Below are 12,445 nucleotides of genomic sequence, written 5' to 3' on the forward strand. Positions count from 1 at the left end.
AAGGATGTATCTCGGTTAAATCGCTTTTAATAGCAACGTTCAAGGTTAAATTAAACGACGCTACCTCTACCCTTATTTCATGAGTTTTTTCGCTAAATAATCTGGATTTAAAAAGACCATACTAATCAGCCCAACTATAATCATATAAATTCCAATATATTCAAAACCATGGTTCATACCAATAATCAGCTTTTCTGCCATTTCTGGAGCCAATGCAATACCTTTAGCTGGTTGTACATAACCTGCGACATCCATTAAATATCCCACCATCGTTGGCGATACAATCCCGCCAATTGATGAAGTTGCAACCAATGTTGCCATGACTGCTGCACGTTGTTTTGAACTGACACTAAAGCCAACGGCCATAGTCGCGAGTGGAAAACACATGGCAAAACCTGCAGCAATTGTAATCAGTAAAATACAGATTGCACCACTTAGAAATGGAATAAGGTAAAAAGCAATACCAGAAATAAACACCAGCAAGCCAAAAACCAGACCCAATGAAATATGAACTGTCGCGCCCTTTTTCATTAAAATTCTAGAAAAATAGCCCGCACTCGCCAAACTAATTGCACCTAAAATCCACGGTAGACTTGAAACAGTCGCAATTATTTCAGGTGAAAATGTCCCAATTGAAGCAATATATTTCGGTGCCCACGTCGTTAAAAAACCCAATGACCAAAAACAGCCTAAACCTGCTAAAAATGATGCAAAGAACATTTTTGAAAAAAAGATTTTAAAAATGGGAACAGTTTTTAAAACATCGACATATTTCACAATACTTTTACAATTCGGATCATATACAACGGGTACTGCTTGAAGTTTTTGATCTGTTTCTTCACGATTAAAATGACTATATGGGCCTTCTTTAAACACCATTGCCCAAAGCACTGTCCAAACTAATCCGACCAAACCCAGAAAACCAAAGGCCCATCTCCAACCTAAATCGGGGTGTGCAATAATATAAGCAAGAATTGGTGCTGCAACCACGGGACCAATGGTCGTTCCAGATGCAACCAAACTACTTGGAAAACCCCGTGTAGATGGCTCGAACCAACCTTGAACGTGGGTTAATGATATTGATGATGCAGGCCCTTCGGCTGCGCCAAGTACAATTCGAGTGACGAGAAGTGCCATAGCACCGCCACCTAATAGCATTGGAAATTGTAATACAGCCCAGCTAATGCCCATAACTAAAATGAGCCATCTGGTTTGTACTTTTTCGGCAATAAACCCCACAATAATGCCCGATACTGCGAATAAGAAAAAAAATGAGCTACCAATAAAACCAAATTGTGTACTGGTCATGCCCAGTTCGGACATCACCGATTCTGCCACCAAACCTAATACAGCTTTGTCTGCAAAATTAATCATTTGGAATAAAATGAGGAGTCCAGTAATTAGCCATGCACGATTCAAAGTTTTTTTAGATATCCCTCTTTTTGTCTCTATTTCTGATCGATCCACCTGCATATTCATTTTATCTTCCTTAATTTAAAATGTATTTGAGAAACTTTTATTTAAAAGTCAAAGGTATTGGTTGTATTAAAGAGGTTGTCTTTGCTTCATTTTCAAGGTTGTTTATTCACCATATTTTCAATTTTTCGCTACAGTTCAGCCTCCCAATTAGATATCGAGTTTTAAAGGGATATGAACTATTACAAAGAGTGCTGTGATTAAAGCGGTGATGAATTAAAAAATAGAAAAATTCAAGCAAGGATATTGATAGATAAAACTTAAGTTTAAATATAAAGACCTCTTTAAAATGCGGATAAAATTATCAACAGAGATCTAAATATTTAAACTTTAGGGATAATGATCACTTCTTTTTTTACAATTAGACTGTCTTGTATTTTTCTGTACATTCAAAGACATTAAAATTTAAAGGTATAGCTCGTAATAATACGGTCTTCTACAAAATCTGTTCCAGGAGTATCTCCTGCTCCATATTTAATATCCGCGCGAATGTGTCTCCATTCCAAACCTAAACCTTTTAGTTTTCCTTCAGGAATGACGTAATTTACAATGACATTTTTCTCGATTTCTTTATTGTCTTTAAAACCCGAACGATATATTTCACTACCGTTCAAATAGCGCAATCCCAACTTCAGACCTGGCACACCCGCATTTTTAAAGTCATAGCTATATGTCGCATGCCATGTCAGCTCTTTTGCTTTGTAAAAAGCCAAAGTTGACCAGCTTTGTAGATACGCTTGTGGCACATAGCCTGCCAATAATGGAATCGCATCGTCTCCCATATTTTTTTGTATACCCGCAGTCAATGAACTGCCACCATTTTGAACCGTCGCCTGCAAACCTACAGATTGTGCATCAATACTGCCAAAATAAGCATCACCATCTTCTTTATAGTTAAAATAGCGAGTATCTACTTTCAGCTTCGTGGCATTGATCTGCTCTGAATAAGCGGCATTTACATAATGTTGCTGATAGATATCTTCCAGTTGGCCAAACCAATACGATCCAGAAATTTTTGGTGTGAAATTATAATCCAACCCAATAAAGTTCATTCCATCACTTTCTTTATTTGGGTCTGTATTGCCCCCCAAACTCATTTTTTTAAATTCATCATCATCACGGGCATTAATATGCGTAAAGCGCCCTGCCGATATTTTTAAGTTTTTAATTTCTTTACTTTCTAGCATTGCACCTGCAAAAGTTGTGACCAACTGACGCGAATCATCAATGAACAACACAGGTGTTTTAGGCAATAATTCGCCGACTTTAAGTTCAGTATTTTGATATTTAAGCTTTAAGGTCGCGCCTAATTTTAAGAAATTACGTTCCTGACGTTTTGCTGCCTGATCATACTTAAAGACCGTATCTAAACGCTCTTCATTATGATCACCCAATCTCACGGCATATTGAAAACCCAAATCTAAACCAAGCTGAACCGGTGTATCGGTATAACCAGACTCAAAACGACCACTCAAGCCTTGAGACCAACTTCCTAAATCTTGATTTGTTCCTTCAAAATCTCGTTCAACATAAAAATTCCTTAAGTAGATGGACTTTTGACTGTCTTCGAAAAAATTGGCGTGCGCAACATTCAACCCAGCAATGCTAAAAAATGAAAATAACACTGCTTTTTGAACTGTGCGTTTTGAATATAAGCTATACATGGAAATCCTTTCCTACATCCGTATTGTTTTCTCATCCACTATGCAAACACCATCATTTGCCTGTCTGATCTGGATGCTGACTTATTCCAATAAAACTTTTTAATATTAAAATTTAATATAATTTCAAAACTAAAAAGAAAAATTAGAATAGCCCTGATTATTTGAATTATCAATGTAATTTTCCATATCCTATTAAGTATATAATTATACCTTTTTCGTCATAATAGAATTATTTGGAATAAATAAAGGAAAATAAACACTGAATTTTTATCGATTGTTCGATCGGCTTATCTATCTTCAACATGAAGCGCAATGTTTTCGTTTTTAAAAACCTCTTGAATACAATCTAAAATTTTTGGAATGTAACTGCTCTGATCCATATTACGCACAGATAAAGAAATTGGGCTGTAAGCTTCCAAATCTAAAATTGGGATATAAATTAAATTTTTCATACCAATGTCACTGGCTGTTTCTGGAATCAAGCAAATACCTTCTCCGGAAGAGACCAAGCCAAGTGCCATATGAATTTCGCGCACTTCTATCAACTTTTTCGGCACTAGGCCTAATTCTGTAAATATGCTTTGTACTGCCGTGGCAAAATTGGGTTTTGGTGTTTTGGGATAAGAAAAAATAGCTTCATCTAAAATTTGTGACAGATAAATACCAGATTCTATACATTCAGCTAAATGATGATCCTTATGAATGGCGAGTAGTAAACGCTCTTTTCTTAACAGTAGACGTTTAATGGATGGATCCATAAGGCGAAGTCGACCAAAGCCTAAATCTATTTTCCCAGCTTTGAGCGCTTCAATTTGATCTCGCGTGCCGTACTCAATCAATTCAACGTGCATATCTGGGTTACGTTGCCTAAATAAATAAATAATTTGTGGCAACAACGCGTACAGTAAAGAACTCACATAACCAATACGGACAGTCTGATCTACAGCATTAATCCTTTGTGCCATAGACGTTGCTTGTGCGGTATGCGTTAAAATTTGAACAGCATGTTCATAAAAAAACATCCCTGCTTCTGTGGTTTTAACTGGGCGGGAACCACGTTCAAATAAAGTAATCCCTAACTCTTCTTCTAGCTTTTGAATTTGCCGACTCAAAGGGGGTTGCGCAATACAAAGTTTTTCTGCAGCTTTAGTAATGCTTTGCTCTTCTACCACTGTCACAAAATAACGAAGATGTCTTAATTCCATTTAACATACCTTTTAAGTATCTAAAAATACCAATTTAGCTATAGTTAAGGATATTACATTAAATTAGGGTATATAAATGATTTAATGTATAAGAATATAGAAGATGTATAAAACGATAGAAACCATGCTTGTAGAGATTCCTACAATCCGCCCACATAAAATGGCTGTGGCGACAATGCAGACACAAACCTTAGTTTTGGTCAAAATAACCACCAATGACGGTTTCACTGGATGGGGCGAAGCGACCACCATTGGCGGTTTAGGTTATGGCGAAGAAAGCCCTGAAAGTATTAAAACCAATATTGATACCTATTTTAGCCCGCTCTTGAAATCGCTGTATGGACTAAATATTGCGCAAATAATGCAGACGATTAAAAAAAATATTAATGGTAATCGCTTTGCAAAATGTGCCATTCAAACCGCCCTCTTAGATATTCACGCACAACGTTTAGCTTTGCCATTGAGCGAAATTTTAGGCGGTCGCTTACGTGATTCTATTCCTGTACTTTGGGTACTGGCTTCTGGTGATACAGAAAAAGATATTGCCGAAGCACAGAAAATGATTGAAGCTAAACGTCATAATATTTTCAAGCTTAAAATTGGTTCTCGCTCAGTTGAAGCCGATGTTGAACATGTATTAGCCATTAAAAAAGCCTTAGGAAAAGACATTTCAATTCGTGTCGATGTAAACCGTGCATGGTCTGAACTTGAAGCCATTAAAGGGATTCAAGCGTTACAAGATGGTGGCATTGACCTCATTGAACAGCCTTGTGCGATTGATAATATTGATGCCATGCAACGCCTTACTCGCAAGTTTGATATTGCCATTATGGCTGATGAGTCTCTAATGGGGCCAAACACTGCTTTTCAATTGGCGAAACGCAATGCAGCCTCTGTTTTCGCTGTTAAAGTTGCACAATCTGGCGGTCTAATCGAAAGTTGCGAAGTCGGAAAAATCGCTCAACTTGCTGGTATTAATTTATACGGTGGCACAATGCTAGAAGGCCCTGTAGGAACTATCGCATCGGCACATGTGTTTTCAACATTTGATAATTTGGCTTATGGTACGGAGCTATTCGGCCCATTATTACTCACTGAAGAAATTTTAAAAACGCCACTTCAATATCAGAACTTTGAATTACAAATTCCTCAAAGCGCAGGACTTGGTATTGAATTAGATGAAAACAAGATTGACCACTTACGTCATCAGTAATTAAAGGAACAGAATATGCTTTTCCAAGTACGTATGGATGTAAATATCCCTCGTGATCTACCCGCTGAACAAGTCAATGAAATTAAGGCTGTTGAAAAAGCCTACTCACAAGATTTACAGCGTCAGGGCAAGTGGCGTCATATTTGGCGTATCACAGGACAGTATTCAAATATCAGTATTTTTGATGTAGAAAGTAATGAAGAGCTACACAATATTTTGCAAGGTCTTCCGCTTTATCCTTATATGAACATTGAGGTTATGGCACTAAACCGTCACCCGTCTTCAATTCGTGAAGATGACACCTGATTTTTAATCCTACACAGCCCAAAAGGTTTTGGGCCATGTAAACAAAAAAATGTGGTCTATAAAAGCAAGCTGAACGCACGCCGATAAGCCCACAAAACTACATACTCAAGGAACAAAAGTATGAACCGTCAAGAAATCGATGCATTAGTTAAACAAATGAACGTGGATACAGCGACTGGTGAAGTCCATCCTCGTGTACAACAAGTCGTTGTACGTTTGCTTGGTGATTTTTTCCAAGCCATTCAAGATTTAGATTTAACTCAAACTGAAGTTTGGAAAGGTTTGGAATATATCGTTGATTCTAGTAAATCAAATGAATTGGGTCTTTTGGCTGCAGGTCTTGGCTTAGAGCATTTCTTAGATCTTCATGCTGATGAAGTTGATGCGAAAGCAGGCATTACCGGTGGTACGCCACGTACCATCGAAGGTCCACTCTATGTTGCTGGTGCACCTGAATCAGTTGGCTTTGCACGTATGGATGACGGTTCTGAATCTGACTATGTCGATACCTTATTCATTGAAGGCGTTGTGACTGATACTGACGGTCAAATTATTCCAAATGCTAAAGTTGAAGTTTGGCATGCCAACAGCTTAGGTAACTATTCATTCTTTGATAGTTCACAATCTGAATTCAACCTTCGTCGCAGTATCTTAACAGATACGAATGGTCAATATGTTGCTCAAACAACGATGCCTGTCGGTTATGGTTGCCCACCAGAAGGTACAACACAAGCGTTATTAAACAAGCTTGGTCGTCATGGTCAACGCCCTTCTCATGTGCATTACTTTATCTCTGCACCAGGCTATCGCAAGTTAACAACTCAGTTCAACATTGAAGGTGACAAATACCTTTGGGATGACTTTGCATTCGCTACACGTGAAGGCTTAATCGCTTCTGTAACTGACATTACTGATCCTGCTGAACTGGCTAAACGCGGTCAGGACAAACCAGTTAAACACATCACTTTTGATTTCAAACTGGTAAAAGACCTTGCTACAGCACCAACGTCTGAAGTTGATCGTCGTCGCGTTAGCGCTTAAGTCAATGATTTCCACTGCAAGGCATGGCAAATGTCTTGCAGTATTTTTAGATTTTTATCATTAAATTTTCAATTAATTTTTTAATGCTAAAGATTTGCTTATTGCTCTTTAAGGCTCACAACATGATTGATAAAAGCACATCATCTTTAACAGAAGCACTTTCCCAAATTAAGGATGGCTCGACCATCATGATTGGTGGCTTCGGAACAGCTGGTCAACCCGCTGAACTCATTGACGGGCTGATTGAATTAGGCGTCAAAGACTTAGTTATCATTAACAATAACGCTGGTAATGGTGATTATGGTTTGGCCAAACTGCTTAAAACAGGTGCAGTACGTAAAATCATTTGCTCTTTCCCACGTCAATCCGACTCTTGGGTTTTTGATGAATTGTTCCGTGCTGGCAAAATTGAATTAGAACTGGTTCCACAAGGCAACTTGGCTTGTCGTATTCAAGCCGCAGGCATGGGTTTAGGTCCTATTTATACTCCAACAGGTTTTGGGACTTTACTGGCTGAAGGTAAACCGACTTTAAACTACGACGGCAAAGACTTCGTCTTAGAAAACCCAATCAAAGCAGACTTTGCTCTCATTAAAGCCCATCAAGGCGACCGTTGGGGTAACTTGGTGTACAACAAATCTGCACGTAATTTTGGCCCGATCATGGCCATGGCTGCAGAGGTCACCATTGCGCAAGTGTCTGAAGTGGTTGAACTCGGTGCTTTAGATCCTGAGCACATCATCACTGCGGGTATTTTTGTCCAGCATGTGGTTGCTGTTGGCAAAAAACAACTTGAACAATCGGCCTAAGACCTGAGGATTAAACTATGAGCTATAGCAAACTCTCCCGCGATCAAATTGCAGAACGTGTGGCGCAAGATATTCCAGATGGTGCTTATGTTAATTTAGGCATTGGTTTACCGACCAAGATTTCCAATTATTTACCTGCAGACAAAGACGTGTTCTTACATTCTGAAAATGGGCTATTGGCCTTTGGCCCACCACCTGCCAAAGGTGAAGAAGACCCTGAGCTGATTAATGCTGGTAAAGAATTCGTGACCTTACTTGAAGGCGGTGCTTATTTTCATCATGGTGACTCTTTTGCCATGATGCGTGGTGGTCACCTTGATATTGCTGTGTTGGGTGCTTTCCAAGTGGCTGAAAATGGCGACTTGGCCAACTGGCATACCGGCGCACCCGATGCGATTCCTGCCGTTGGCGGCGCCATGGATTTGGCAGTCGGTGCAAAGAAAGTCTTTATCACCACCGATCATGTGACTAAAAAAGGCGAACCAAAGATTGTCGCTGAACTGGCTTATCCTGCGACAGGGTTGAAATGTGTCGATCGTATCTACACTGACCTGTGTGTGATTGATGTTACGGCTGAAGGCATGAAAGTCATTGAGAAAGTGGAAGGTCTTTCATTTGCAGAATTGCAGGCAATGACTGGTGCCAAACTGATTGATGCAACTCAGGGTTAATTTTTAAGATTTATTAAATCCCCCTAAATCCCCCTTTGAAAAAGGGGGACTTGCCAGAACAACTGGATTGAGAGTCTCCCTCCTTTATTAAAGGAGGGATTAAGGGAGGATTCGAGAGAAAAGCTAAAATGAAAAACGCTTATATCGTAGATGCGATTCGTACCCCATTTGGTCGTTATGCAGGTGGTTTAGCCCCTGTCCGTACCGATGATTTGGGTGCCATTCCAATTCAAGCCTTGATGCAACGTAATCCATCGGTGAACTGGGCATTGGTCGATGACATCATTTATGGTTGTGCCAACCAAGCCGGTGAAGATAACCGTAATATCGGCCGTATGTCGGCACTTTTAGCAGGTGTGCCGTATCAAGTGCCTGCCACCACAGTGAATCGTTTATGTGGTTCATCCCTCGATGCCGTTGCCATGGCAGCACGTGCCATTAAAGCTGGTGAAGCAGATTTGATTATTGCTGGCGGTGTAGAAAGCATGAGCCGTGCGCCTTTGGTGATGGGTAAATCTGACACTGCTTTTGGTCGTGCTCAGAAACTTGAAGACACCACCATGGGTTGGCGTTTTATCAATCCAAAGTTGAAAGAGCTGTATGGTGTTGAAACCATGCCACAAACTGCTGAAAACGTGGCAACGCAGTTCAATATTCACCGTGCCGATCAAGATCAGTTTGCGCTCACTAGCCAACAACGTACCGCAGATGCGCAAGCCCGTGGTTTCTTCGACAAAGAAATTGTACCTGTAAGCATTCCGCAGCGTAAAGGTGAGCCTGTGGTCATCGCCAAGGATGAACATCCACGTGCCACCACCATTGAAGCCTTGACCAAACTTAAACCTGTAGTGAAAGCCGAAGGTTCTGTAACAGCAGGCAACGCTTCAGGTATTAATGATGGTGCAGCAGCGTTGTTGATTGCATCTGATGATGCGATTGAAAAGTATGGCTTGAAAGCGCGTGCCAAAATTATTGCTGCAACCACTGTTGGTGTTGAACCGCGCATTATGGGCTTTGCTCCTGCACCTGCGATCAAAAAACTATTGGCTCAAACCGGTTTAACGCTTGAGCAAATGGACGTGATTGAGCTGAATGAAGCCTTTGCAGCGCAAGCTTTGGCGGTGACGCGTGATCTAGGCATTGCTGATGGTTCAGACAAAGTCAATCCGAATGGTGGTGCCATTGCCTTGGGCCATCCACTGGGTGCTTCGGGTGCGCGTTTGGTCACGACGGCCTTGAATCAGTTGGAAGCCACGGGTGGAACCTATGCCTTGTGTTCAATGTGTATTGGCGTGGGTCAAGGTATTGCGCTGATTATTCAACGGGTTTAACCAATCATAACTATTTAAGATATTTCCCCTCCTTTTTTAAAGGGAGGTCGAGAGGGATTTAATGCCAAAATTTATATCCAATGATGCGGAAATTAATTACCAAACATTTGGTGATGCGAGTCAACCTGCGATTATTTTTTCTAATTCGTTAGGTACCCAATTGAATATGTGGCAACCGCAGATTAGTTTTTTTGAAAAGAAATTCTACGTCATTTGCTACGATACCCGTGGACATGGTGCATCATCTGCGCCTCAAGGGCCGTACAGTATTGAACAATTGGGCACAGATGTCGTTCACTTACTCGATCATCTAAATATCGAAAAAGCCAGCTTTTGTGGCATTTCTATGGGTGGGCTTACAGGTCAATGGCTGGCCATTCATCACCCTGAACGCTTTAACCACGTGATTGTTTGCAACACGGCAGCAAAAATTGGTCAAGAGCAAGCATGGAACGACCGTGCACAACTTGTTCGTGAACAAGGCTTAAAACCGATTGCAGAAACGGCAGCATCACGTTGGTTTACCGAACCCTTTATCCGAAGCAACACAGCAATTGTAGAATCTTTGAGTAACGATCTTGGTGCTGGCAGCCCAGAAGGTTATGCAAGTTGTTGTGAAGCTTTGGCTAAAGCGGACTTACGTGCAGATCTAAAAACAATAACCGTGCCTGTGCTGATCATTGCAGGTCAACAAGACCCTGTCACCACAGTGGCAGATGCACAATATTTGGTCAATCAGATTCCAAATAGTCAGTTGATTGAAATTAATGCCTCACATATTTCAAATATAGAATGTCCAGAAGATTTTTCTCACGCTTTAAACACTACTTTTCATTAATATTGATTTTCTGCTTTAGATGTAATGTAGGCACATTACATCTTTTTATTGGCATAAACTTAATAAAAAAAAGATTAAATCACTAAGCAATTTAATCTTTTTTTGACAATACTATCTGCATAAAAAATCACATCATTATTTTTTTGATTCATGCATTTTGCGTACCATCGCATCAAAAAATTTCGTTGCAAAACCACTTTCAGTAATGAGCATTGCGGTTAAATCCGTACACTTTTGCTTTACATCTTCACTCAAAGGGAAATCTTCTCCGCCCAAAGCTCCAGCCTGACATTGAATTTCAGCAGCGCGTTGCACAGTCCACAATAAGAAAAATGCTTTTTCTATACTGCTCTCCCCCACAGCAATACCATGATTACGCAATACTAAAATATGCTTATCTGCTAGATGCTGAATCATCCGCTGTTTTTCTTCCTGAAATAAGGTAATTCCTTCAAAAGCATGATAAGCGACTCGACCATATAACTGTGCGCCATAGAAACTATCATAAGAAAAACCATTTTTTTTCTGCACCACAGCACTAATTGGTGTTGTATGGGTATGAATCAAACAGCGAATATCATGTCTAGCGCCATGCACTGCACTGTGCAAGGCAAAGCCTGCGGGGTTTGCATCATATTCAGAAGGTTCTACTTTATTGCCCTCTAAATCGACTTTCAGTAAATTTTCTGGCGTCACTTCACTATAATTTAACCCGAAAGGATTGACTAAGTAATGATTCTCATCGCCAGGTAATCGTGCTGAAATATGATTAAAAATAGTTTCAGTCCAGCTAAAATAATCAACCAAATGGTAACAATGCGCTAATTTTACCCGTAGCTCCCATTCCTGCTGACTCATATTCAAGGGTTGAATGCTCGCGTTCATAAAAATCCTTTTTTAATGTTTCAGTGATTGCTCACTCAAATAAGCGGTTAAATTACAAATATGCTTGGTGACTGGCATAGGACAATTAAATTGCTCTGCCAACTCAAAAACTGCTTCCGCTATTCCTGCCATTTCTAAGGGCTGTTTTTTTTGATAATCATGCCACATGGATGTATGCACATTTCCCATGTCTGCACCCAACTGTAAAAAAGTCACGGGGTCAATCGTAATGCGTGCACCATAACTGGCAGCCACTTGACGAACTTCTTGGGTAATTTGCAAAGCTATTTCATGTAAGCGCGGGTGCGCGTAAATATCTTTTAAAGTAGCACCTGTCACTACAGAAAGTGGGTTTGAACTTAAGTTCGCCATCACCTTAGTCCAAATCTGGTCTCGAATTTGATCAGTAACTCTTAACTCAATACCTGTATCTGCAAAAAGATTTTGAATGGCTTCTAAGCGCGTCGTCACTTGATTATTTGGCTCGCCCAAAATCAGCAAATATGGATTATCCGATTCCACCTTGCCATATGACTTTAATTTTGCAGTGATAAACACCACTGCACCCATTAAGTTCGCCAAAGGAAATTGTTCAATCAATTGCCTATTTTCATCCAAACAGCGAATCGTTTGAATATCATCATTGTTCTGCCCATGATAAAAATACCAAAATGGCAGACCATTCATAAGTGGAATAACCACAGTTTCAGCATGCACAGCCTGTTGAATAGAGGTTGTAACCTGATGAAGCGCATTCGATTTTGTAGCAATAAAAATAAGATCTTGTGGTTCAAGTTCTGCAATGTCTTGCACCACCCGATAGGGCGTCAACTGATATTCACCTGTTAAATCTTTTAGATGAATCCCTTGCTTCGATAACGCCTGAAAATTATCACCACGTGCAATTAAACTCACTCGTTCACAGCCCGCTAAAATTAGACGGGCTGCCAGTGTACAGCCAATTGCACCTGCGCCTAAAATAGAAATTTTGGTCTCTTTCTTCATA

General features: G+C 40.1%; 12 protein-coding genes. 7 read left to right on the forward strand and 5 right to left on the reverse strand.

What is annotated here, in order from left to right; all coding sequences use genetic code 11:
• Nucleotides 1–72: 72 nt before the first annotated feature.
• The 3 genes from BBP83_RS07490 to catM all read right to left on the reverse strand — a co-directional run bounded on the left by BBP83_RS07490 (nucleotide 73) and on the right by catM (nucleotide 4,345).
• Nucleotides 73–1,479 carry an MFS transporter gene (locus BBP83_RS07490; RefSeq protein WP_068887055.1) on the reverse strand — a complete coding sequence of 469 codons (1,407 nt, stop codon included), beginning with the start codon at nucleotides 1,477–1,479 and terminating at the stop codon, nucleotides 73–75.
• Nucleotides 1,480–1,874: 395 nt separating this feature from the next.
• A complete protein-coding gene (locus tag BBP83_RS07495) occupies nucleotides 1,875–3,140 on the reverse strand; it encodes an OprD family outer membrane porin (protein ID WP_068887057.1) in 1,266 nt (421 codons plus the stop codon).
• A gap of 287 nt (nucleotides 3,141–3,427) precedes the next feature.
• Nucleotides 3,428–4,345, reverse strand: coding sequence for a cis,cis-muconate-binding transcription regulator CatM (gene catM, locus BBP83_RS07500; protein WP_068887059.1), 918 nt, complete (start codon nucleotides 4,343–4,345; stop codon nucleotides 3,428–3,430).
• A gap of 103 nt (nucleotides 4,346–4,448) precedes the next feature.
• Here catM and BBP83_RS07505 point away from each other — a divergent pair, with 103 nt between their 5' ends.
• From BBP83_RS07505 to pcaD, 7 genes are all read left to right on the forward strand, one after another.
• Entirely contained in the window at nucleotides 4,449–5,558 is a 1,110-nt protein-coding gene (locus tag BBP83_RS07505; RefSeq protein ID WP_068887061.1) for a muconate/chloromuconate family cycloisomerase, read from the forward strand.
• A 15-nt stretch (nucleotides 5,559–5,573) separates the two neighbouring features.
• Entirely contained in the window at nucleotides 5,574–5,864 is a 291-nt protein-coding gene (catC, locus tag BBP83_RS07510; RefSeq protein ID WP_068887063.1) for a muconolactone Delta-isomerase, read from the forward strand.
• 120 nt (nucleotides 5,865–5,984) lie between these two features.
• Nucleotides 5,985–6,905, forward strand: coding sequence for a catechol 1,2-dioxygenase (gene catA, locus BBP83_RS07515; protein ID WP_068887065.1), 921 nt, complete (start codon nucleotides 5,985–5,987; stop codon nucleotides 6,903–6,905).
• A gap of 122 nt (nucleotides 6,906–7,027) precedes the next feature.
• Complete coding sequence (locus tag BBP83_RS07520) at nucleotides 7,028–7,714, forward strand: 3-oxoacid CoA-transferase subunit A (protein ID WP_068887068.1); 687 nt, start codon at nucleotides 7,028–7,030, stop codon at nucleotides 7,712–7,714.
• A 17-nt stretch (nucleotides 7,715–7,731) separates the two neighbouring features.
• The gene (locus tag BBP83_RS07525) at nucleotides 7,732–8,385 is read left to right on the forward strand and encodes a 3-oxoacid CoA-transferase subunit B (protein WP_068887070.1); all 654 of its coding nucleotides are present in this window, start codon (nucleotides 7,732–7,734) and stop codon (nucleotides 8,383–8,385) included.
• Between the two features lie 128 nt (nucleotides 8,386–8,513).
• Nucleotides 8,514–9,716 carry a 3-oxoadipyl-CoA thiolase gene (gene pcaF, locus BBP83_RS07530; protein ID WP_068887072.1) on the forward strand — a complete coding sequence of 401 codons (1,203 nt, stop codon included), beginning with the start codon at nucleotides 8,514–8,516 and terminating at the stop codon, nucleotides 9,714–9,716.
• Nucleotides 9,717–9,777: 61 nt separating this feature from the next.
• Nucleotides 9,778–10,554, forward strand: coding sequence for a 3-oxoadipate enol-lactonase (gene pcaD, locus BBP83_RS07535; protein WP_068887074.1), 777 nt, complete (start codon nucleotides 9,778–9,780; stop codon nucleotides 10,552–10,554).
• A 135-nt stretch (nucleotides 10,555–10,689) separates the two neighbouring features.
• Here pcaD and BBP83_RS07540 read toward each other — a convergent pair whose 3' ends face one another.
• Entirely contained in the window at nucleotides 10,690–11,439 is a 750-nt protein-coding gene (locus tag BBP83_RS07540; RefSeq protein WP_068887076.1) for a class II aldolase/adducin family protein, read from the reverse strand.
• 12 nt (nucleotides 11,440–11,451) lie between these two features.
• A complete protein-coding gene (locus BBP83_RS07545; protein WP_068887078.1) occupies nucleotides 11,452–12,444 on the reverse strand; it encodes a ketopantoate reductase family protein in 993 nt (330 codons plus the stop codon).
• Nucleotide 12,445: the final 1 nt, after the last annotated feature.

Source organism: Acinetobacter celticus (assembly GCF_001707755.1).
GTDB classification, from domain to species: Bacteria; Pseudomonadota; Gammaproteobacteria; order Pseudomonadales; family Moraxellaceae; genus Acinetobacter; species Acinetobacter celticus.